Source organism: Dictyobacter alpinus, assembly GCF_003967575.1.
Classification (GTDB): Bacteria; Chloroflexota; Ktedonobacteria; order Ktedonobacterales; family Ktedonobacteraceae; genus Dictyobacter; species Dictyobacter alpinus.
The window spans coordinates 2973973-2996463 of the sequence record NZ_BIFT01000001.1; the positions used below are offsets into that span (position 1 = coordinate 2973973).

Below are 22491 nucleotides of genomic sequence, written 5' to 3' on the forward strand. Positions count from 1 at the left end.
TATAATATCAATAACAAAGAACAACCTGCCAGTATCAATTTGCCTGTACATAAACGTCACGCGGATTAGCGCTTACGGACATTTTGTGGTCGAAAATCACGGGCGCGATCCATGCTGATATGGTTTACCAGGCTACGATCGTTTAAGCGTGAACGGATGCGTTCATCGACGGCCTGTAAGCCTTTTAGATTAGCCGTGATGACCGTTGGCATCGCCAGATTGTAGCGATAGTTGAGCAACTGGAACAGCTTCTCATTGGCCCAGGGAGAGCTTTGTTGGGCACCCAGATCATCGAGTACGAGTAACTCTGCCTCGCGCATCTTAGAGAAGAGCTGATCATAAATCTCGGTCGCTGTAGGCGCAAAGGCCGCCCTCAGATGATCCAGTAAATCTGGAACAGCTTCAAATAGCACGACCGCCCCACTATCAAGACTTAAGTTCGCGATGGCTGCGGCCAGGTGTGTTTTCCCGCAGCCGTTGGGGCCTACCAGGACCAGCCAGCCACTGGGATTCTGCGCGAAGGCCGTGGCGGCCTTATACGCCTCCTCGACACCAGGAGTATGCATGCTGAACGAGCGAAAGCTCTGGTTGCGGAAAGCATCCATATTTGACATATCGCGTAACTGCTGGCGACGCTTCTCTTTACGCTCAGACTCTTTACACTCGCAAGCAATTGGTTTCCCAAAGTTGGGATGACCAAAAGGCACATCCGCCCGCAGATAGCCAGCGCCCCTGCACCTGGGGCAGACCCCTTTATCCATAATCGGAGGGGACGGCATCATCTCCTGTGGTCCAGGTGGCACAATCTCCTGACGCACCGGCCTCAGATAGCGAGAGGACGAAGTCTGTCCTGGACGTGTTATCGGACCCCGTTCCCTCTCCCGACCAATGTCCTGTACCGCATGTGGATGCAAAGGTTGGGTAATACGTTGATACGATGGCAACTCTTGCGAGCGAGCCTGCTGATTAGCAATCGCCGAAGCCAGACGTGTATCATGCAGATTATTGCGTGTACCACGCGAAGGAGGCTCTAAATCCGCATTCGGACGTGAACGATACGTCGGAGGTTGATAGGTATTGATGGGAACCTCTTCATAAACCTCCTCCTCCTCATCTTCATAGATATAATCGCCGCCATCTTTTTCCCAATCCCCATATCCCATCCCATTATCATCCCAATTCTCCACCACATCGGCGCGCGAACTGGGAGCATAGGCATCGGACGTATGTAGAGAATGATAATCGCTGGTTGGACGCGGCTGTAAAGGCTGGATATGTTGCTGATCATGATGCGGCTGAGAAGGAACCGGATATGGTGAGCCATTATCGACGCCAGTGCGGCGAGGATACGACGAGGGATAGGTCGCATGATCGGTGCGAGAGACCGGTTCAGAATAGGAACGGCCCTCGGTATGGCCTGCCTCCTGCTGAAACTGTGAATAATGGCGTGGTGCACGAGAAGATGGATAAGGACTTTGTGGATAAGATGGAGACGATGCACCCGGCTGATATTTTTGGGCAGGACGAGACTGCGGATCCGCTACAAAGCGACGGTTGGCAGATCCTTGTGATTGTGGCGTGCGTGTATGTGCTCGTTGCTCGGAAAGAGGGTGACGCCGCCCGGTTCGATCGAATATTTCATTGAGGCGCTCCATTACTGCCTGCCTTCCGTTTCCCAGCGCCTGAGAATGGCGCGAATATAACTCCATTTACGTTTATTCTGCTCAACAGCTTCACGAAAAGCTGCTTCAATCCAATCCTGTGGATAGTGATCGGCTGCGTCTTTTAATTCATCCGCTATCATTGGTGATAATAAGCCAATATTTTGCTCATATAATACAAAAATATTTGGACGTTCTACCTCAATGTGCATAGGGCGAATGCTATTGTAGCCTATAGAACTAGCATACACACCTGCTGCAACGGCAACCTCATTTTCGTCAGCAGGTTGTTCATCGCGTGTAAGCAGATGTGCTGGAATCATTTCACCTCCCTGTAATTCTGCGACAACTTTGCGACTACGCGCGGTATTAAAGAAAAACCAACCAACCAGATCCACATCGCCTTCACCTGCCAGATGCAAATGTACTTTCAAAAGTGTGCCCCTGGCGACCGCTTGTTCCAGTCCCAGGCGTAAGCGCTCTTCTGACGGTCGTGGATCGCCCCGGCGTTTCAAGCTACGCAGCAATAATTGATCATGTAATAATTCGTGTTCACTAACGCAGCGAGGATTTCCTCGTTGTTTGGCCAGCAGATAAAAGATATGCAACGTGACTTTCAGTTCCGCGCTATCTTCGATCTCTGGCAGTAGTTGTGTAAAAAAGACCTCTGGAATAGGCACAAAAGGATTTTTCCCGGTAGGGAAGCCTGTGAACCCGGACGGGCCACTAAAAGTTGACATCACAAGTCACCCCCAAATTATTCGTCTGCTGGTGGTGAGACTTCCAGATCGCTAAAACGTGTCTGGTTCGCTTGAAAATAAAGACTTACTTCGCCGACCGGTCCATTACGGTGTTTAGCAACAATAATATCGGCAATATTTTTACGTTCAGAATCGGGATTATATACATCATCTCTATAAATAAACATAACTAAATCCGCATCTTGCTCAATTGATCCAGACTCGCGCAAGTCTGAGAGTTGTGGAACTTTAGATTGACGGCTTTCTACGGCACGCGAGAGCTGGGCAAGGGCCATAACAGGAACATCCAGTTCACGAGCCAGACCTTTGAGGTTCCGGCTGATCTCTGAGATTTCTTGTACACGGTTATCATTGCGTTTGCCAGCCGAAGACTGCATGAGCTGGAGATAGTCAACAATAATCATGTCGATACCATGTTCAGCCTGTAACCTGCGGGCCTTACTGCGCATCTCCATGGTTGAAATACCAGCGGTATCATCCAGCCAGATATTCGCTTCGGCCAGCGTGCCCATCGCAAAGACAATCCGCTCCCACTCGTCATCCTCAATCCAACCTGTACGGAGACGCTGCTGATCGATCGCGGCATCCATAGAAAGCAAACGTTGGACCAACTGTTCTTTACTCATTTCCAGGCTGAAGATCGCAATAGATTTTTTGTATTTGACCGCCGCATTATGGGCCAGACTCAAGCAAAGACTGGTCTTACCTACAGCAGGGCGGGCCGCCAGAATAATCAGGTCCGATTTTTGTAGACCACCCGTCAAACGATCCAGATCGCTAAAGCCAGTAGGAACACCAACCACAGTACCGCGACGCTCATGCAACTGATCCAGTTTCGTCATATAGTCGCCCAGCAGTTCGCTCAGAGAAGAAAAGTCTGCCCGCGCATGACGCTGGCTAATGCCAAAGATCAGCTTCTCAGCTTTATCCAGAGCGATACTCGCATCACCCTCTTCATAAGCCGTAGCCGCGATCTCACCGGCCGCATGAATCAAGCGCCGCAGAATCGCGGTACGCTCAACGATACGGCCATAGTACTCAATATTACCACTCGTCGGTACCTGATTAATCAGGGACGTAATATAGCTCGCGCCCCCCACCTCTTCAAGCTTGCTTTTGCGCTCAAGCTCATCACAAATCGTAATAAAGTCAGCTGCCTCACGCTGCTCATAAAGCTGGATAATCGTCTCATAGATGGTCCGGTGTGCATCGCGATAAAAATCCTCGGCCATCAAAAAATCAGCGACCTGGACAATCGCCTCCGGGTCGATAATAATACTACCGAGGACTCCAGACTCGGCCTCTACATTTTGCGGTAACAGTTTTTCCACTTCTTCGACTCCAGCATCTACTTACTTATGTTATGTACTTCTATTATTTTACGCCATTTGCAAGCGAACGAGCATAAATTGCTGTGTTTTTGGCGTCAGCTATCCCTTCCCATGTGAGAAGGGCAGAAAATTCAGCAAAATCAGGTAAAAGCTTGTCTGCAGCTCGTGGTTTTTTAGCTATGCATCCCGTGTCTATGGGTCAGGATATTTGTTCGGCAGTAACAAGCATTATAGCATATCCTCGAACATTTGATCGCATAAATAAACTTCCGGTTTTTTCCCTTGAATGAGAAGTCGAGCCATTTTCCAACCAGGTGTATAACACAACCATAAGCAGGCAAAACAGGCCAGAAAAAAAGGGACGAGTAGCCATCGACAATTCTCATGTGTTCTCAAAGTGTACAGAATATTTTGTCTGAAATCAAATCGAGAATATTGAGGTTTTATGTGGATAAGCAGGCATCTACTGACCAGTAATACATAATAAAAGCGGCACATAGAGATGTTTTTTCACGTTATCCACAGCAAGAAGATAGTTTTCCCCATTTATCCACATAGTTATCCACCGGGTTATCCACCAAAATTGCCTGAATATGTGGATAACCTGATGCCATTTAAAACAGGGAGGGGGGAATCATGGGCTAGGCTATTTTTTTATGGCGATTGCTTGCCTGCTATAATAAAAGAGTGTCAGGCGAAGAGGATGCTAGATCCATAAGTCAGCCGATAAAGAACCTGGATCAAACAGGTCTTGACCATAAAATGTAGTAAGGTTATTATAGACCAATAAACACACAAGCTTGTGTCGGTCATGTAATCAAGAAGGAGCATCAAAACACACCTCATGCCAAAGACAACCAAACGCGCCGAAGCCAGACGGGCCGCCAAGATTGCCCGGGCACATTCCACCCAACTGCCAGATTTAGAGGCCAGAAACTCAGGCGAGCGACGAAATGCTCCCGGTTACAAGGCCCCTGCCCGTGGAATTGCTCGCTATCCCTGGGCATCCGTAATTATTTTATGCCTGATCGTAGCCGGTATTTTCGCTGCCCTGTACGTCAATCATTATCCACCGTTTGCGCAGGCCAAAGTCGCTCCAACCGCGACACCCAAAGCCGCTGCAACAACCGCCGCGACGCCCGCTGCAACGCCGACAACCGCCGTTAGCAGTGTAACTGATGCAGCCTCTGTCTGTGCAGCTAAAGACGTCGTCAGCGCCGTCACAAAGAAAGATGCGCCCCTGACCGCTGATCAAGTCAAGAAGATTACCCACAAATACAAAGGGTCCGAGAACGTCATCGATAATAACAAAATCTACTGTGCCGGTATCAATACCAACCGTGGTTTAATCGTACTTGAATTGGATCCCAAACTTGCCCCGAAGACCGTCAATAATTTTGTCTTCCTGGCCCAGAAGCACTTTTATGATGGTTTGACCTTCCACCGCGTCGTCAAAGATTTCGTCGCTCAGGGTGGAGATCCCGATGGAAGTGGCAATGGTGGCCCAGGCTATCAGTTCGCCGATGAGCCAGTTCAGGGATCATATACAGAAGGTACCGTCGCCATGGCTAACTCAGGTCCTAATACCAATGGTAGCCAGTTCTTTATCGACATTGCGGACAACTCCAGCAAACTTGGCAAGCAATACAACCTGTTTGGACATGTTGTTCAGGGTTTAAATGTGGCTAAGCAACTGAATCTCGTTGAAAACGGGAATGGTAAAGCTGATGTCATGAATTATGTTGTCGTCAAAGCAGTTTCCAAATAGTATTTTGCCAAACTTCGTTTGATGGGTGATGCGCCCGCTACGCGAGCGAGAGGAGGGGAGGAGCCGGGAGCACAGCCCCCGAACTCCCAGTCAAGGGGCTGGCCGCCCCTTGCATCCCCACTTTCCTATCACTCGCTAAACTTGACAGGATACCATAAAATGTTAAGGGCTTCCTATAAGTGTAGGAGGCCCTTAACCTGTAAAGGCGGTGTCTACGGAAACCGTTTTTACGTAATTGGAAGGAGAAATATTCTTGGCAAAGCAATATAGTGCTCCACCAGCAATGCAGATTGATCCGAGCAAGAAATACACGGCAATTTTCCATACCGACAAAGGCGACATCACCGTCGACCTGTTCGCGGCTGAGGCCCCTCAGACCGTAAACAACTTTGTTTTCCTTGCCCGTGATGGTTTCTACAACAACACCACATTCCATCGTGTCATTGGTGGCTTTATGGCACAGGGTGGAGATCCCGAAGGTTCTGGTCGTGGTGGCCCAGGCTATCGTTTTGACGATGAGAAAGGCGCCTTAGCCCTCAAACACGAGGGTCCTGGTATCCTGTCGATGGCGAATGCTGGTCCTAACACCAATGGTTCCCAGTTCTTCCTGACGTATGATTCTACGCCACACTTGAATGGTAAACATGGCGTTTTTGGAAAAATCTCCAAGGGACTGGATGTACTCCGCTCCCTGCGCGAGCGTGATCCAATGCGCGACCGTCGCCCTGGCGATACACTGCACTTTATCGAGATTGTCGAAAATTAAGCACGCTGTATCTGCTGTACTTCCCCCGGCCCATACACTGGACCGGGGGAAGCATATTTTTGAGCTACAAGGAGCTAACTGCATGAGTACAAATAGGGTTGAGACGGTGAAGACATTGATGGCGGCCCTGCAAGCGGGAGATAGCGAGCTCGCGGCCAGCACACTCGATGATGCATTTACTATGGCGGGTTTTCTGCCAAAAACCTTAAGTAAAGAGCAATTTTTAAGCTTGCAGGATGCGTTACTGGTGGCCATGCCAGATTTTTCTTACGGACTGGCCGATGTGGCACGTAGCGAGCAGGGAGCCAATACAGTCACCGCGAGCACAATCATTACAGGAACCCACACAGATACACTCTCACTCCCCATGCTGGGCCTTGAGAACATTCCTGCCAGTGGTGTAAGTGTGACCCTACCACAGACTCGTGTCACCTATGAGGTAGAGGATGGTCGCGTCAAGAAATTAGCATTTGAAAATGTTACAGGTGGAGACTTTTCAGGCTTGCTGCAGCAAATAGGCTCCGAACTTCCACTCATCAATGATGAGTTTTCTGGAACCGGTACGAGAGACGATGACGCAACGGCAGGTTAAGCATTTGATGGGGGAATGTACGATAGACCCATTGGTACCTATCGGTATTATTACTGGTATAGGGACGGTTAAGCGGCACAACCAACACCGTCCCTGTGAATATGAAAATGCTACTCAGCGGCAGCCGCAGCGGCCTTCTTCGCCAGATAATAGGGATGCTTCTTTGTCGCAGTGAATGTACCCCAGAGACCAAGCAGGGCGCCACTTAAAGCCCAGATCAAGGTCCAGATAACTATGCCAAGTATGAAGTTAGAGGTAGTCGGAGCCGTACTACTCATGCCATTAGCAAAACCGGGTAGCATACTGATCAAAGCGGGGACAAGATAAGAAATACCTCCAGCAAGAGCCCCGGCATAAAAACCATACAGACGACGTACTGCACGTTTTCCAACCAGAAAACCAGCCACGAACGACAGGACGAGACCTATGATATAGCTCAGGCAGCCCAGACCTGTAATATATAAGGCGGTATTGTATGAAATCTTATCACCCTGGCGTGCGACTTCCTGGAATACCGAAGAATTCGCAAACCTGATCGCGATAGAAAGAACGGCAGCCAGTATGCCTCCCAGGCATCCAATACCCAGAGCCAGAGCCAGTCCATGAGGTGGTAGAGTCAGCGACTCAAAAAATTCGCGATCATCAGCATACTGACCTGACTCCGGGCGTGAAGCTGGAGAATAATTGTCCGAGTTTGACATCGTGGTATGGTCCCTCTTATTTTTGTTTGGGGATGTCCTTATAGACATCCGAATAGGTGTCGATTGCCCTGATAGTATTCAGTGGCCAGAAGGTTATTGCGGCCTTGCCAACAATATAATCCTTTGGCACATACCCCCAGAAACGAGAATCAGAACTGACTGGTCGATTATCTCCCATGACAAAATACTGGTCAGCTGGAACCTGCCAGCTTTTACCTTCTGAATTGTAAGCCAGGCTGATATAAGGTTCCTTAAGAAGTTTACCATTAACCATCACATGTTCGCGATCAGTCGTAATGGTATCTCCAGGCAGGCCAATAATGCGCTTAATAAAATCTTGTTTCACATCCTTTGGGTAATGGAAAACAATCACATCACCTCGTTCAGGTTTCTGAAATACATAAGAGAGCTTATTGACCATCACAAACTCATTTGTGACAAGTCCAGGTTGCATACTCGGCCCATCAACGCGATAGCTCTGAACCACAAAGCGTACAACCAGAAAGATCACCAGGGCGAGCGCGATTATCTCGACAAGCTCACGGATCAACTGTGAACGTTTCAACGCAAAAACTTTCTTAATTTCTGAAGAAATTACATAACAGGATCAATCATAGGTTACCCTGTGCGGATCCTCTTTTTTTACTGTCTCCTATTATAACTGATTACTGCCCGGCTTTCACAACCTGTATAGCCACTTTTGCTGAAATGAAATAAGGATACTGTGATCTACTCAAGAGCAGAGAGCCAAAAACAGCCGCCACCATTATAGCTTATATGGTGGCGGCTGTTAAAAGTAAACGTTCAGCTATCACGATTTTTTCTTTTTTAAGGTATTCAGCAGTGATTGATAGCTATCCAATAAAATTAATGCGTAGTTGCGCCAGCTATGATGATAGTCAAGGACAGCCGCCTCTTTTTCTGTATGCTTAAATGATCGTTTTGGAGCCAACAAGAAAGCCTGTACCAGGGAGGAATGGTTATCGGGCGTATAGAGGATGCCTGCATGCTGGGGTATCAGGCCATGGAAGCGCGGTAAATTGGGAGAAATAACGACGCGTTCATAAGAGTAAAAAAGCATGGCGATATCAGGCTCGCCCGCGGACTTTACTTTACAATAAGGCATGACTAACGCATCGCAGGCCGCCACATAGAGCGCAAGGTCTTCGGGCCGATATTCTAAAAAGATATGCAGGGAGGAATTTAAAGCTGCGCGCTTCACAATATTGGCTACCCCTTTTTTGTCCCGTGGCATTCCAACGAGAAGCAGTTGGGGAGCCAGAGGTGCCGTAGACGCAGACCTTAACAACTGGGTACGCATTTCTGAAAAGGCCTCAATACATTGAAGTACCTCGCGTTCCGTATGCATATGCATCAGGCAGAGAAAAACATAATCGCTGTCAGAGGGGATACCAAGTTGTGTGTATGCTAGTAGACGATTAATAGTAGAAGGCAAGGTTGCACGTAGTCCTGGATATGCTAGAAAGCGCGAGCGTTTCCTCCATGAATATTGTTGATAAAACTGTTCTGGCAGGCGGGTAGAGGTATACACCATATGGCTGCAAGCAAAAATCCTACGTTCAAAGGCGCGTCTACCAGCATGTTGTAGCGAGCGTACATTATGCCACCAGCCACCGACATCAGTACTGACCACTGCCAGTCCCAATTTTTGGGCCAGCCAGAGCTTAAACAAGAGCTGTTGACGCTGCCAGTGATTCAACTCAAACGCACCGGGCCGATAGAAATGCACAATCCCTATTGCCGCCTCCTTGTAAGCTCGATGGCGCCAGATCCAGGAAAAAGGGATGTTCGCGATACTGGTTGTACAATAAACGCCTTGCTTTAGCAAAGCCTGCACAAGGCCATCCGCATCGTGTTTCTGAGCCTGAATCATCAGCACAAAGGGAGTCTGCACCAGCTTGGGTGCATGATTACTCAATAGCAACAGTTGGCGGATACGGCCCCAACTATGTGCCTGTCCCATTGCCGCCAGGAGTCGTTCGCTGCTAGGTCTATGTGCCAGTGAGAGCAATAAGCGTTCAATAAAGATGATTGGCAGCAACACTCGCAGTTCAGAAAGAAGTGAGCGCACCGTCTGCGACACAGAGCCACCAGTTACATCTTGATAACGTCCAATATGGGCATACTCAGCCAGTATCTCTGAGCGCCCCTGCCAGTAGGCACGCCCAACCAGAAAAGGACGCGCCAGACGCGCAGCGGCAACACGATGCGAGACCTGAGCCGCAGGCTCATACCAGAGCTTATAACGTTGTTGCCGCAAGCGGCGACAGAGATCCAACGCCTCCACATTGAGCGGCGTATGTAAGCGCCTGGTCAGAAAAGGAGAGAAGCCGCCAAGCTGTTGCAGTACCTGGCGGCGAATCGAAAAACAACTATTACTAAAATTCAAATCATCAGGTAATTGCGTACGTGAATGGAACGGCATATAATAACCAAAGGTATCCAGCATATCGCTAGTGAGCCAGTAAGGCTTATAGGATTCCCAATGGAGATTGACAGAGCCGCCAACAGCATCAGCGGGCGTCTCCTCATACGTTGCCAGGAGCTGCTCCAGAAAATGCTGATCGACCAGCACATCATCATCTAAAAAGACCAGGATCTCGCCCGAGGCCGATAAAACCCCGGTATTGCGTGCATAGGCCAATCCATTGCGTTCTTCCAATAAACAACGTACACTCCATTGTTCCTCATGCGCACGTTGATACATAGTATTAGCGCTCAGGTAGGTCTGGATTGCATTAAATGTGCCATCAGCAGAGCCATTATCAACTACAATTACCTCAAAAAACTTGAACGGAAGAGACTGGCGGCGTAGACTCGCCAGGGTTGCTAGGACCATATTCCGGCGATTATATGTACAGATAACTACGCTAAAGCGAAAGGTTGGTCGGGTCTGCTGAAAGGTCTCATATTGTGTTTTAGCGGTAGTGCGAAAGGCACCAGTTGATCTTGTACGGATAGAAATAGCAGCGGTATGCGTAGACGAATCGCGGATACTCATAATTTCTCCTCTTCCATTTAAAGCAATTTCTCGTGTCGCATAAGGAGCTTTTTGCACAACAGAATAGAGATGACAGCCGAAAAAATCTGAGCCAGCGTACTGGCAATAGCGGCTCCAACCATACCCCATAGGAGAACAAGAGGAAGCGCCAGCACAATCTTCAGGCAGGCCACGCCAAGATTAAACTCCTGCTGAATGCGCTGAATATGTTGCATATCATGCTGTTCCTGGCTGGCCATATGGGTAAGTCCGACCGTGGCGATACTGCCAAAGACAGCCGCAATGAGCAGGATGCGTAATGGTTTTACCATTGGAAGATAAGCCGAGCCGAAGAAAAGCGCTAGAATATGTGGGCAGAGCAGGATCATCACCGTACAGATAGGGACCGCCAGAAAAATAATGTAGCAAGAGGTTTTGACAAAGGCATCATACTGGTTCAAGTAACGATGGCGGGGGAGATAACGTATAACTAGAGGGAAAATCCACTGTGAAAAGAGCGCCGGCGCTAAGCCAATAATCCTGGTGCTGATAATCGCACTCAGGGCATAAAAGCCAAGAACCTCAGAATTATGCCAGAATGCCAGTAACAATAACTCACTACGTTGCCAGACAATCGCATCAAGCGCAAAATGCAGCCGTGAGAGGTGCATATTATGGATCAGGCGTTCCTTAAGAAAAATTCCCGGAGCCAGGGCCTGCTCCAGTGGCAGCAGGCTTACGACACAGATCACCGCCAGTACAAGTGTAATCGTATGTGATAATGTAAAGGCCAGGATGAACGACTCAACCGGCTCTTCATTGATCTGAGTTGAAATAAGAATAAAGAGCAGCGTCAGCAGATGTCCAAACAGGTTAAGCATAATCAGCAAATCAGAGCGCCGCAGACTACGCAGTGTAATACCCGCAACGCTACTCAAAAGCAAAGGCAGCGTTGCCAGGCAGGAAAGGAGCAGGAGTCCTGGAGAGAAATCATGAAAAATATGTGTCAGGACAAAAGAGAGCAGCAGGTAGGCCAGGCAATACCAGAGGATACTGCGATGTTGACGATACCACAAAAAATAGAAGATACCCGCCATTAAACGTGGTGACTCGCGGCTCTGCGTCTCAGCAATCTGGCGACTGGCCAGTGTCGACATCCCTGTACCCAGCATTGGAATTGTCACCGAAGCCAGCCATTGAGCAAATAAATAACTACCAAACACATGTGGCCCAAGAGAGCGGGCAATGAGAATGTAAATGCTTACATTAATAAGCATAGAGCCAGTCAGGACACTATTTTTCCAGATGCGCGTATGATTGCGCTTCGTCGGAGCTGAATGTTTGTCACGGATTGCATAGGACTGTGCCGCCGCCATATCCCTTCCACCCACCATAGTATTTTTTACTCCTCACCACACGTAGCACACCACTATAATCTAGCTTCTCAATTGAACGTGCTCTAAGCATCAAGAAATAGTGCAAAGTCTGTATCAAGCGTTGACACATCAGCTTCAACCGCATTGATCTCAGGAGAAGATTGTGTATGCTGCGCCACTGTTTCCTGGTCGGCCGATAACGAAAGCACACGTATCGCCAGATCAACTAACGTATCAGGAGAAGAGAAAAGGAGTCCCGGTATATGAGGATAGATAGCAGTTAGCGAGCGCTGCTGCTGGTTGTGCAGGAAGACAGTATCTGCAGGAACCATCGTCATTTCAGGAGTTAAAGAAGCCAGCCAATCAATTGTACAGTACATGTGTACCACACCTCCACCTCTTCTACTTTCACCATCAGGTACAACCATAATTGTACCATACTGTATCACAGTATACAGTTAAAAAACCGGGTTCAGGAGTACTAGATTGGTTGTAAACGCATTAATATCAGAGGAATGTTGTTAAGAAATCAAAAAAAGAGATAAGTGGCAGTGTAAAAGCATCGCGTGCAGAAAAGAAATAACGGGTATGCAATGCTCACTGCCACTCATCTCTTTATACATGAATGTACCTTTGTCATTATGCGGCCGAAGGCACAAGGCCAGCGATCACCCCGCCTGGAGTCTCTTCATCTTCCATTGCAGGAGAGCGTAAGATGCGTCTAAGATTTGTCAGGGCAGCCTGAATACGTTTTTTCAATGTATTCTCGGAAGTCTGTAACGTCTGGGCCATTTCCGGTAATGTCATGCTATTATAATAATGCAAAACAATCACCACACGTTGTTTCAGTGGCAGACTCTCAATCGCCCGAGCCAGGTCCCAATCCCGTTCCATACGTCCTTTATAATCATCGGCCGCCTGAGCCATAAGATCTGTTTCTTGCTCTGACAAAGCCTGACGCATAAAGGCAGTTGTACGGGCCAGACGCCGCTTAAAGCTGATGCACTGATTAACCACAATACGCATCAACCATGGACGCAGAGCACCGGCTTTGCGCAGATCACCTAGATGGTGCCAGGCCTGAATAAGGGCATCCTGAACCACATCCTCAGCAATATCACGGTCACCGACAATCATCGATGCAGTGCGCAACATGAGAGTACTATATTGATCAACAATCTCCCCAAATGCGGCCTGATCGCCCTGAATGGCGCGCGTCACCAATAGCTCCTGTTCCAAAAACTCAGGCTTATCCTCTGCCTCATCAATTTCCTGTTCCTGTGACTCGATCTCAGCATGTATATTATCTGGCAGTTCTACACTTTCATCCGGTACTAAGATGGTCTCTTGAGCTTGGGCTGTGGCTGTGACCATGAGATTTCTCCTCCTGCTAGAGATTACTGTACAAACTATATACAGAAATATAACATACGGTATACATGTGAACAAGGTGTGCCCGCTCATGAATTTGTGCATCTGTATGGTTTGTGACAAGCGCCAAACGAACGCAGGAGAAGAACAATGCCAGCCCCTCGGGATAAGTGATAGTCGGGAGAAGATAGAGGAACGGGTCACATATTTTTTGTGGTCGAGGTAAAAAGAAAAAAATGGTAATAGTCGAGGTAGAGTGGCATGGCAAAGATATTAAAAAGATTGTGCAAAGTATGTACAAATTGAAGAGTTTTAAGGGGTGAAAGTATGTACAAAAAAAGAGAGGTAGTTATCTACCTCTCTTGGCTGGGGTACAGGGATTCGAACCCCAATTGACTGATCCAGAATCAGCTGTCCTACCGTTGAACGATACCCCAATATTTTTTTTGTTTTCTTGCTCTCTCTCGATCGCATAGGTATAATACTCCATCCATTGATGTATGTCAAGAGCTTTTTTGGGTTTTGTGAAAAGATTAAAAAAATTCATCTATTGTCTTTGATGAGAGGGCTCGCGCCTGCGGGCTCGCTTCTAGATAGATGGATCATGGTGGGGCGGCTGCAGCCGCCCCACCATGATCCATCTATCTAGAAGGTTGATGAGAGAGCTATTTAGAGGGTTAGGGAGAAGATATGTATGGCATGGCATAAAAATAATTGCCATTGGGGCCTTTTTGGGCATACAATAGCGGTGAACGCTGATAGATATGGCGTCTATATATTTCTGAGCAATCATATATTGATTGTGGACATATGTGATGTGAATAGATGAAAGGATACGTCAATGCGGAGTAAGATCACCGTAGTTGGAGCCGGTTTTGTTGGGAGCACGCTGGTTCAGCGTATTGCAGAACGAGATTATGCAGATGTCGTAATGTTTGACATTGTTCCCAATATGCCCCAGGGTAAGGCTCTCGATATGCTCCAGGCCGGTCCTGTGCTTGGTTATGATACGTTGATTACTGGAACCAACGATTATGCGGATACGGCGGATTCAGATATTGTGGTGATTACCTCAGGATTCCCTCGTAAGCCGGGCATGAGTCGTGACGATCTTTTGAAGAAGAATCAAGAGATTGTGGGACAGGTAACCGAACAAGTGGTGAAATACTCACCAAATACAATTTTGATCGTCGTTACCAATCCATTGGATGCGATGGCGCAGGTTGCTTTAAAGGTGAGTGGTTTCCCTCGTGAGCGGGTGTTAGGTATGGCTGGTGTGCTGGATACATCGCGTTTCCGCACCTTTATTGCGCAGGAGCTCAATGTCTCGGTAAAAGACGTGCAGGCTTATGTATTGGGTGGTCATGGCGATACCATGGTACCGCTCTCTCGGCTGTGTACTGTCGCGGGTGTGCCGATCACTGAACTTCTGCCCGCTGAGCGCATTGAGCAGATTGTGCAGCGCACGCGAGATGGTGGGGCCGAGATTGTGAAACTGCTGGGCAATGGTAGCGCCTATTTCGCTCCATCGGCATCGGCTTTGCAGATGATCGATTCAATCATTCTCGACAAGAAGATGATTATGCCGTGCGCCATCTACCTGCAAGGAGAGTATGGTATTCGCGACCTCTTCGTTGGAGTACCAGCCAAGCTAGGTGCAAAAGGTCTGGAGCAAGTGCTTGAAGTTGAACTGCAAGAACAGGAACAGACCCAGCTCCACAAATCGGCAGACGCAGTTAAAGAACTGATAGCAGTACTGGGAATCTAACAACTACCAGTTCCCATTTGCCAGTTGGAGAGAGGAAGTATAAAGAACTGACATATTCAGGCCTTTATACTTCCTCCTCTTCATCTTCATCTTCAGGTTCGGGCTCAGGTTTGCCTTTAGCATCTTTGCCCGCACCTTCAATGACCACAATATACTCACCCTTCAATTTTGTTTGTTGAGGAAGAGAAGCCAGTAACGTTGACAGCGTACCTCGTTCAACCTTTTCAAACATTTTAGTGAGATCATTAGCCAGGGCCGCAGGACGATCTCCAAACACCTCCAGCGCATCCTTTAGAAAGCCATCCAGGCGATAAGGACTCTCATAATAGATCAGGGTGTGAGGTGCTTCGCGATCTACCTCAAAAAACTTGCGGCGACCAACCGCTTTACGAGGAGGAAAGCCCCGAAAAGTAAAACTATGGACAGGGAGACCTGAAAGCACAAGCGCCATCACGAAAGCCGTGGGACCAGGAATCATGGTGAAATCTACCTCAGCCTGAATCGCCCGACGAACCAGAGTAAAGCCTGGATCTGAAATACCAGGAGTACCAGCATCCGTCACCACCGCTACCGATTGTCCCTGTTTCAGTAGATCCTCAATACGTTGTCCTGCCCGCTGCTCATTATGCTCATGAAATGCCATCTGTGGCTTCTGAATATCAAAATGCTTCAGCAACATACCCGTCTTACGGGTATCCTCACTGGCCACAATATCAACTGAGCGTAGAATCTCCAGTGCTCGCAGCGTAATATCTTTAAGATTCCCAATAGGGGTAGCGACCAAATAGAGCATATATGTTTTTCTCTTCTCCCTATCCTTTAGATTGTGAGTATGTTTTTAGTTGCTGGCCTGCAACTCTAACAATGTTTTTTGTACATCCTGGCGCTTCACCTTTAGTGTATGTGTCCGAGGAAAATCTTCATCGGGCCAGACCGTAAAGCCCTTAATCTGCTGATGGGATGCCAGAATTCTATTGGCAGCCTGAACAGCTGCCTTTGCCTGATTGGCATTCTCAAGTGAGAGTACAGCATGCACCACCGCCCCTTGATCCTTATCGCTGAGACCCAGAACCACCGCATCCTTGACCTGCGACTGCTGCTGTAAAACGTTCTCAATATCCTCAGGATAGACATTCATACCATTCGCAAGCACAATCAAATTCTTCTTGCGACCTTTCAGGTACAGATTATGCTGCTTGTCAAGATAGCCCAGATCACCCGTCACATACCAACCATTGCGGAACGCGGCCGCCGTTGCCTCAGGATTATTCCAATAGCCAAGCGCCACATTCGGGCCACGCACCTCAACCTCATTATCATCTCCTATGCGCACCTCCACCCCCGGCAAAGCCTGTCCTACAGACGCGATATTATGATCATGGCGAGGAGTCACAGAAATAACCGGCGAGCACTCAGTGGTCCCATAACCTTGAAGGATACGAAATCCCATGCGCTCCCATGCCTCTCCTAAAGAAGGAGGTAGATACGCCCCGCCACTCACAAAGAAACTGAAATGGCCACCAAAGCGTTTATGGACAGTAGAAAAGAGATAGTGGCGTAAAGAGAAAGGCAGTCGTGCAGCTACTTTATGCAACAAAGCCCACTGTTTCTCAATCTTCTTACGGCGCACCTCACGCTCAACGCCATTCATAAATAGCTGCAAAGCCTGAGGTACCAGCACCATACAAGTGATCGCTTGAGTTGAAAGTAACTTGAACAGTGTATCAGGAGAAAGCGAGCGAGCATAGACCACGCTGGCACCTGCATAAAGAAGAGCAATCTCAATAGTCATCTCGAACATATGAGAGAGCGGCAAAATAGAAAGAAGTCGATCCCTGGACGTAATTTTTACAGCTTCAACAGAGGCAATCGCATTCGAAACGATGTTTTGGTGAGAGAGCATAACTCCTTTAGGTTGACCTGTGGTACCAGAGGTAAAGACCAGCTCAGCTAGATCATTTTCCTCAATTGTTGGTAGTTGAGCTGTATTTAAAGAGGCCATTGGTAGAGCATCAATATCGATGAATGGGAGAGACTGAGACTGGAGACTTGTGTAGTTTTTATGTGACGTAATAAGAAATTTTGCCTCCGTAATTTCTATCAATCGCTGCAGAAAATCTTGCCTGGTATTTACATCAAGTGGAACGACAACCAATCCAACTAGCAATGATCCAAAATAGGCGACTAACCAATTAGAGCAACTGGGAGACCAGATCATTATGCGTTGCCCCTTCTGCACATTCTGTTGTTGTAGATAACCGGCAAACTGTTGAACCTGCTCGCGTAGCTCCTGGTAAGTTAAGGTGACTGTTTGATTATCTGCAACAGGTTCAGTAAGAGCAGGCTGTGTGCCGAAACGATCAGCAGAGCGCATAAATAAAAGCGGAATAGTACTCATGTTGATCTTGTACATCCTTTCATGGAGGCAGCAGTAAATAGTAATACATCGTTGTAAGCAAACATCTGCATTGTTGTAGCCGAATCGCATCATCCAGCAGATGCTCTAATAATAGTGCATTATAGAGTAGTTCAGGCCTTTTGACCAGTGTCCAGCGGGGAATTGATAGACAAGATAGAGAATTTTTTTGTTTGCTACCAGCATGTTTTATTCTTATAGTTTTTTATGGGCTGACCTATTGTCGCATTTATAGATTGCTTGCTTTCATTTTAAAATGTGATCTCATGCATTGATATGATTCAATATAACATCCAATTCAGTGTAGGAAGCATGCAAGTAAACTAAAATTGATTCGCAATAAATGAGTTGTATATTCAAACGATATTTAATCAGTCTCTGCTTCATTGCTGTCACAGATTATATAATAAAGCGAGGAAAAAAGTACAATATGGGTTGACTGTAATCGTAGTCTATGATAGACTACGAAATATGAAATAACATCTAGCTATTTTTCTTGTTGTAACACTCAGAATACTTAAAAGACTCTCTATTTTTTGAGAGTTACACATGAGGTATCAAGAGTGTGAAAGTAGCAAGTGTGCATATGAATTTTCAGGGAAAGTAGCTGATTTCCATTGACAATATTGAAGCTTCAAAACGAGAGCGTTTCACATACTATTAATTGAAAGGAACAGTTCATGCCATCCCTTGAAACTGCAAACGTAGGGAAGGCTGTTGCCGCAAGAGTCGGTACGAATATTCGCGAGGTTCGTACGAAATTGGGCATGACTCAAGCTCAACTGGCCGCCCCAGAATTTTCCATCTCATACATATCGGCCATAGAGCGCGGCAAAATACGTCCCTCTTTAAAAGCCCTCTCAATCCTCGCTCGCCGCCTGGATGTTCCACTAACTTTTCTCCTTGAGGGTTCCCCCTCTGGCGCTGCCGAGGCGCGCGCAGTTGGTTACTCACCTGCTGATACAGGTCCTGATCAACGCGTAGATCTTGAACTGCTGCAAGCTAATGTTCTGGTACAACAGGGTGATTATCACCTGGCCCAGGCGCTTTTGCAGCCAATTCAACCCGAACGTGTCACGACAGATCAAGTGTATCGTCTGTATCTATTGCGGGGACAGGTGCATTTAGGGGAAAACGAATATCAGGATGCAGTGGTAGATCTGCGTACAGCTGTCGCGCAAGGCGAGGCACTCAACGATAGCGAGTACATCGAACGGGCTCGTAACCTGTTAGGCAAGGCCTACTTTTTCCTCTATAACTATACTCTGGCCGTCGAAAATCATCAACGTTGTTACGTAGCAATTGAAAACGGTCAGATTACAGATCCCATCTTTTCTTTAGAAGTCTTCAGCAACCTGGCAAATGATTATTTCCGGTTAGGAGATCTGGAGAAAGCGATCACCTATTATCATCGCGCCATTGAAACCCTGGATGCAATGAATCGCGATAGTAAAAGCTTTGCAAAGAAGTACATGGATATCAGCCAGCACTATAAAACAGTGGGTAAACTGGCGATGGCCCGTGAATATGCGATGCAGAGTCTGGCAATCTACGAGATGCGCGACGAGCAGCGTCTGGTAGGTATGACCCATCAACGTCTGGGTAAAGCCTTGGAGAAGCAGCAAGATTTAGATGGTGCTGAAGAGGAATATCGTCAGGCCATCGCTATCGAGCGCGACCTGAACGATGAGATCTCCGCCTCCGTCTGTCATACTGGCCTGGCCGAGCTCTTGCTCAAGCGTGGAAAGTCCCAGGAAGCTGAAAAAGAAGCTCAGGAAGCTTTGAAGTATGCAGAATCTGGTAGCGATGCTCAGACCCAGGGGCAGGCCCTGATTGTGCTGGCCCAGATCCGCCATCAGCTTGAAGACTATGATGCTGCTGACAAATACTTCACCCAGGCACTTGAGTTGCTGGATGCCTCTAACGCACATGAGATTGCAGCTGACGCTTACTTCCGCTATGCCAATTTATTGGAGGAGCGAGGAGACGTTAAGCGTAGCCTGAACGTGATTAAAAAGGCCTATGAGCACCAGCGTCTCGGCAAGCGTGGAGACATCGAATAGAGAAAAAGAGCGCAAGCTAAATTTCTTTTATTCCTGTAATAAACGGCGCTCCTCTGAAGGGAGACACATAATAGCAGCCCTTCAGAGGAGCGCCGTTTATTGCGTCTTGCACATCTTCAATATACAATGTACGAGAAAACGTGAACCCGAACCTTTATTTAAAGCGTTTGCTGGTCCATACATCGATTCATCTCTGTCATATACAGAGGAAGATATATACATTGAATTTATAGGAACGGCACTTCGGAGGAAGATTCTGCAATGCCATTTACCGCAAATGACCTCAGATATAAAGCTGAGCAAAGCTATCCATTACTCTATGCCTATCTGCATCGAAACGCGCAACGCTTTCTAGGTGCCTTAAAGTATGACGCCTTCGAAGTTGACACTGTTATTGGGCATGTTGTAGAGCAGCTGGTGCGCCTGGGAATACTTGGTGGAGAAGACCGCACGCCCATGACTGCCTTAGATCAGCTCACGGATGCTCAATTTTACGCCTTTCTAAGTCGTAGTGTACGCAACAAAGCCATCGACCGCCTGCGCAAACGTCGATTGCAGATCAACTCTACCGCTGAACTTGAAGGATCTGACGATGAGGAGGGCGATACAAATCCCCTCAATGACGCGGTCGAGTCATTATGGGGTGAAATGCCCTTCTCTACGCCTGAAGCCATTACGGTACATATCGCTTCCCAGCGTGAGTTGCGCAATATATTAAAGCATTGTATTACCGTATTAAGCGCGGCCCCCAACCAGCTCCAGGCCGTGATGCAAGAATTACAAGAAGTAGGGGCCGATGACCTGGTAGATCTGTTAGCAGAGGAACTGGATTTCTCCTTTGCGTCCACCCCAAATCCTCACCTGAGTCAGCATAAAGATCACGCCCACAAAAAGCTACGACATTGTCTCCAGCAGCAAAGTTCAAATTTGACCGTTACCGTTGCTTTGCGTTTAACCATGTATACAACAAAACATTCTACAGAAAAGAATATATACGAGGTAGACATTCAGACACTCGCACAAGAAGATCTCAACAGGGATGATGTGCGTAAGGGCTTAAGCGAATTGGTCACCGAAGGTCTTCTCGATTGGCATGACGAGGAAACAATACAGCTGACCTCTGCCCAATTGAAGCGTCTATCACGTTTCTATAAAGAAGAGTAGAGCCAGGTATCCGACTCTGAAGGAGAAAAAATCTTATGACTGACGAGACAAATTTCGGGGGAGCTTCCGAGCTTCGTGGGAATTACAGCAAACTGGGGCAATGGTTGCAGCAGGTTCTGCAAGCACCCGAGTCGCAGATAAATGCAGACGCAACAGCAGTTGACGAGAGTAATGGTCAACTAGAATTACAATTTAGCAGCGACTACCATATCTCTTTTTACCAGCAGCTCCCAGATTTCATCATGGCTCTTCTTAATAACGATGCCGAAGCGGCAGTGCATTATGCTCCTTTACTCTTCCATCTTGCCGGCTGTCGGGAATGCCATTATGCTTACCTCGATCTGTATGATGCCATGCGTTTTGCTGTACAGCCGCGGGGTGCGCGTCCTTTACTTGGCCAGGGAACGCGAACTCTTTCAGCTACTCCCCACCGTATGCTCAGCCATTTGTGCCAATCGCTGATCAGCCAGGCAGAAGCCATCCTGCGCCAGGCGCATCGTACGCATAGTGATAATGATGAAGCTGCCCGCGCATTACTACAACTTGCCCTGCGCGTCAGCGCGCATATCACCCAGAGTAGTTTACGTCGTCAGGCCCTGAAAGACCTGGTCCGTGTCGCCACGCTGTTCGGAGGTCCGGTTTCACCGCAAGCCGATACCCACGCCTACACACCAGTCATGGCCAGCACAAGCGGAGTACGTCGAGGTAAAACGATCGCCCGTACTGAAAACAACTTGCGCATAAATCCTGCTGATAACGGCATCATTCACTTACAATCGCATGGACTTGAAGGAAGCGTTGTACAGCAAGGAGATACCCTCATCCTGCACCTGCAGGATCTGGACAAATCGCTACGGGGTCAACATGTACATATCTCAATCTTCCTGGGATCTCTGCTAGAGCCAGTTCGTTGGACCGGGGGCAATCCGCATGCAATTCGCAGCGAAGGACCTGTCGATGAGAAAGGTACCTTGATCACCCCCATTGGACAAACAGAGCTGCGTCTGAACCAGATCGAAGAGCGGAACCTGCTTGAAGCCATGTTAATGTTGCTTGAAGTGCGCAAAATTAGTTAGTTGGGGTGGAACCTTACCGTTCCACTCTTACCACCACTTTTCTCTGCAATATATGCTTGTTCAAGGGTGATAGTTGTATCTACACCCTTGCACATATCATAGATAGTTAATGCCGCCACCGTCACGGCGGTTAGTGCTTCAACATCGACTCCGGTCTTATAATTGGTACGAGTGCGCCCCTCAATGAAAATCAAGCCAGCCGCACTATCAATCGTAAACTGTAAATCGATATGTGTCATTGGCAGAGGATGGCAGAGTGGAATAATCTGGGGTGTTTGCTTAGCAGCCATAATACCAGCAATTTTAGCCACCTCCAACACACTTCCCTTCGCAATTTGATTATTTTCAATTAATTTTAGTGTAGCTGCTTGCATGCGAACGCGTCCATGGGCAATCGCCTCACGAACCGTCTCCGGACGGTCGGTTACATCTACCATGTGAATATTGCCATGGTCATCCAGGTGAGTTAAGTGGGTAGATTTTTCAGGTTGATCATCAGATTGTATTGACATAAACTGTGTCCCCTTTCCGAGCACAGTATAGCATGCCGTTCAATCGGGTGAGCCCAAATGCCTGATTGGATCGCTGTGGAATCTCTTGAGCTGAATATCGGCAACCGGGTAGGCATCAGAATCAAAGTACACCACACTCCGCTATCTACCAGGTTGCTAACAGG

At 47.8% G+C, this 22491-nt stretch carries 19 protein-coding genes and 1 tRNA gene; 7 read left to right on the forward strand and 13 right to left on the reverse strand.

Annotated features, from left to right (window positions below):
* Positions 1-65: 65 nt before the first annotated feature.
* The 3 genes from EL633_RS37275 to dnaB are packed head-to-tail and all read right to left on the reverse strand — an operon-like array spanning position 66 to position 3753.
* The gene (locus tag EL633_RS37275) at positions 66-1709 is read right to left on the reverse strand and encodes an ATP-binding protein (protein ID WP_218027466.1); all 1644 of its coding nucleotides are present in this window, start codon (positions 1707-1709) and stop codon (positions 66-68) included.
* Positions 1655-2401 (reverse strand): DnaD domain-containing protein, encoded by a 747-nt coding sequence (locus EL633_RS11790; RefSeq protein ID WP_126627369.1) that lies wholly within the window; start codon positions 2399-2401, stop codon positions 1655-1657. The genes EL633_RS37275 and EL633_RS11790 overlap by 55 nt, the downstream gene beginning before the upstream one ends.
* A gap of 17 nt (positions 2402-2418) precedes the next feature.
* Positions 2419-3753: a replicative DNA helicase gene (gene dnaB / locus EL633_RS11795; protein WP_126627370.1), complete on the reverse strand. Its 1335-nt coding sequence runs from the start codon at positions 3751-3753 to the stop codon at positions 2419-2421.
* A gap of 844 nt (positions 3754-4597) precedes the next feature.
* Here dnaB and EL633_RS11800 point away from each other — a divergent pair.
* From EL633_RS11800 to EL633_RS11810, 3 genes are all read left to right on the forward strand, one after another.
* Positions 4598-5521, forward strand: a complete 924-nt coding sequence (locus EL633_RS11800; protein WP_126627371.1) for a peptidylprolyl isomerase — start codon at positions 4598-4600, stop codon at positions 5519-5521.
* Between the two features lie 253 nt (positions 5522-5774).
* Entirely contained in the window at positions 5775-6287 is a 513-nt protein-coding gene (locus EL633_RS11805) for a peptidylprolyl isomerase (protein ID WP_126627372.1), read from the forward strand.
* Positions 6288-6369: 82 nt separating this feature from the next.
* The gene (locus EL633_RS11810) at positions 6370-6879 is read left to right on the forward strand and encodes a nuclear transport factor 2 family protein (protein WP_126627373.1); all 510 of its coding nucleotides are present in this window, start codon (positions 6370-6372) and stop codon (positions 6877-6879) included.
* A 110-nt stretch (positions 6880-6989) separates the two neighbouring features.
* Here the strand turns inward: EL633_RS11810 and EL633_RS11815 are convergent, their stop codons facing one another.
* The 7 genes from EL633_RS11815 to EL633_RS11845 form a co-directional block, all read right to left on the reverse strand.
* Positions 6990-7580: a hypothetical protein gene (locus EL633_RS11815; RefSeq protein WP_126627374.1), complete on the reverse strand. Its 591-nt coding sequence runs from the start codon at positions 7578-7580 to the stop codon at positions 6990-6992.
* 16 nt (positions 7581-7596) lie between these two features.
* Entirely contained in the window at positions 7597-8145 is a 549-nt protein-coding gene (gene lepB, locus EL633_RS11820) for a signal peptidase I (protein ID WP_218027467.1), read from the reverse strand.
* A gap of 246 nt (positions 8146-8391) precedes the next feature.
* Entirely contained in the window at positions 8392-10602 is a 2211-nt protein-coding gene (locus EL633_RS11825; protein WP_161982092.1) for a glycosyltransferase, read from the reverse strand.
* A gap of 17 nt (positions 10603-10619) precedes the next feature.
* Positions 10620-11975, reverse strand: coding sequence for a lipopolysaccharide biosynthesis protein (locus EL633_RS11830; RefSeq protein ID WP_126627376.1), 1356 nt, complete (start codon positions 11973-11975; stop codon positions 10620-10622).
* A gap of 65 nt (positions 11976-12040) precedes the next feature.
* A complete protein-coding gene (locus EL633_RS11835; RefSeq protein WP_126627377.1) occupies positions 12041-12337 on the reverse strand; it encodes a hypothetical protein in 297 nt (98 codons plus the stop codon).
* 259 nt (positions 12338-12596) lie between these two features.
* Positions 12597-13331, reverse strand: coding sequence for an RNA polymerase sigma factor (locus EL633_RS11840; protein ID WP_161982093.1), 735 nt, complete (start codon positions 13329-13331; stop codon positions 12597-12599).
* Between the two features lie 360 nt (positions 13332-13691).
* Positions 13692-13765 (reverse strand) — tRNA-Gln (locus EL633_RS11845).
* 404 nt (positions 13766-14169) lie between these two features.
* Between EL633_RS11845 and mdh the strand changes: the two genes are divergently transcribed.
* On the forward strand, positions 14170-15096 hold the full coding sequence (gene mdh, locus EL633_RS11850) for a malate dehydrogenase (RefSeq protein WP_126627379.1): 927 nt from the start codon (positions 14170-14172) through the stop codon (positions 15094-15096).
* Positions 15097-15160: 64 nt separating this feature from the next.
* Here mdh and rsmI read toward each other — a convergent pair whose 3' ends face one another.
* A complete protein-coding gene (gene rsmI / locus EL633_RS11855) occupies positions 15161-15889 on the reverse strand; it encodes a 16S rRNA (cytidine(1402)-2'-O)-methyltransferase (protein ID WP_126627380.1) in 729 nt (242 codons plus the stop codon).
* Positions 15890-15934: 45 nt separating this feature from the next.
* Positions 15935-17494 carry an AMP-dependent synthetase/ligase gene (locus EL633_RS11860; RefSeq protein WP_161982094.1) on the reverse strand — a complete coding sequence of 520 codons (1560 nt, stop codon included), beginning with the start codon at positions 17492-17494 and terminating at the stop codon, positions 15935-15937.
* Between the two features lie 698 nt (positions 17495-18192).
* Here EL633_RS11860 and EL633_RS11865 point away from each other — a divergent pair.
* From EL633_RS11865 to EL633_RS11875, 3 genes are all read left to right on the forward strand, one after another.
* Positions 18193-19575: a helix-turn-helix domain-containing protein gene (locus EL633_RS11865; RefSeq protein WP_126627382.1), complete on the forward strand. Its 1383-nt coding sequence runs from the start codon at positions 18193-18195 to the stop codon at positions 19573-19575.
* A gap of 261 nt (positions 19576-19836) precedes the next feature.
* The gene (locus tag EL633_RS11870) at positions 19837-20739 is read left to right on the forward strand and encodes a hypothetical protein (RefSeq protein WP_126627383.1); all 903 of its coding nucleotides are present in this window, start codon (positions 19837-19839) and stop codon (positions 20737-20739) included.
* A gap of 35 nt (positions 20740-20774) precedes the next feature.
* Positions 20775-21815 (forward strand): hypothetical protein, encoded by a 1041-nt coding sequence (locus tag EL633_RS11875; protein WP_126627384.1) that lies wholly within the window; start codon positions 20775-20777, stop codon positions 21813-21815.
* On the opposite strand, the gene moaC is transcribed toward EL633_RS11875, so the two are convergent.
* Positions 21812-22327: a cyclic pyranopterin monophosphate synthase MoaC gene (gene moaC, locus EL633_RS11880; RefSeq protein ID WP_126627385.1), complete on the reverse strand. Its 516-nt coding sequence runs from the start codon at positions 22325-22327 to the stop codon at positions 21812-21814. The genes EL633_RS11875 and moaC overlap by 4 nt on opposite strands.
* Between the last annotated feature and the right edge of the window lie 164 nt (positions 22328-22491).

What these genes read in the sequence shown, in the direction of transcription:
- EL633_RS11860 (WP_161982094.1), bottom strand. Translation starts at nt 17,494, where the DNA reads ATGAGTACTATTCCGCTTTTATTTATGCGCTCTGCTGATCGTTTCGGC.
- EL633_RS11870 (WP_126627383.1), top strand. Translation starts at nt 19,837, where the DNA reads ATGCCATTTACCGCAAATGACCTCAGATATAAAGCTGAGCAAAGCTAT.
- EL633_RS11815 (WP_126627374.1), bottom strand. Translation starts at nt 7,580, where the DNA reads ATGTCAAACTCGGACAATTATTCTCCAGCTTCACGCCCGGAGTCAGGT.
- EL633_RS11810 (WP_126627373.1), top strand. Translation starts at nt 6,370, where the DNA reads ATGAGTACAAATAGGGTTGAGACGGTGAAGACATTGATGGCGGCCCTG.
- EL633_RS11875 (WP_126627384.1), top strand. Translation starts at nt 20,775, where the DNA reads ATGACTGACGAGACAAATTTCGGGGGAGCTTCCGAGCTTCGTGGGAAT.
- EL633_RS11800 (WP_126627371.1), top strand. Translation starts at nt 4,598, where the DNA reads ATGCCAAAGACAACCAAACGCGCCGAAGCCAGACGGGCCGCCAAGATT.
- EL633_RS11835 (WP_126627377.1), bottom strand. Translation starts at nt 12,337, where the DNA reads ATGTACTGTACAATTGATTGGCTGGCTTCTTTAACTCCTGAAATGACG.
- mdh (WP_126627379.1), top strand. Translation starts at nt 14,170, where the DNA reads ATGCGGAGTAAGATCACCGTAGTTGGAGCCGGTTTTGTTGGGAGCACG.
- EL633_RS11840 (WP_161982093.1), bottom strand. Translation starts at nt 13,331, where the DNA reads ATGGTCACAGCCACAGCCCAAGCTCAAGAGACCATCTTAGTACCGGAT.
- EL633_RS11790 (WP_126627369.1), bottom strand. Translation starts at nt 2,401, where the DNA reads ATGTCAACTTTTAGTGGCCCGTCCGGGTTCACAGGCTTCCCTACCGGG.
- moaC (WP_126627385.1), bottom strand. Translation starts at nt 22,327, where the DNA reads ATGTCAATACAATCTGATGATCAACCTGAAAAATCTACCCACTTAACT.
- EL633_RS11825 (WP_161982092.1), bottom strand. Translation starts at nt 10,602, where the DNA reads ATGAGTATCCGCGATTCGTCTACGCATACCGCTGCTATTTCTATCCGT.
- EL633_RS37275 (WP_218027466.1), bottom strand. Translation starts at nt 1,709, where the DNA reads ATGGAGTTATATTCGCGCCATTCTCAGGCGCTGGGAAACGGAAGGCAG.
- rsmI (WP_126627380.1), bottom strand. Translation starts at nt 15,889, where the DNA reads ATGCTCTATTTGGTCGCTACCCCTATTGGGAATCTTAAAGATATTACG.
- EL633_RS11830 (WP_126627376.1), bottom strand. Translation starts at nt 11,975, where the DNA reads ATGGTGGGTGGAAGGGATATGGCGGCGGCACAGTCCTATGCAATCCGT.
- EL633_RS11865 (WP_126627382.1), top strand. Translation starts at nt 18,193, where the DNA reads ATGCCATCCCTTGAAACTGCAAACGTAGGGAAGGCTGTTGCCGCAAGA.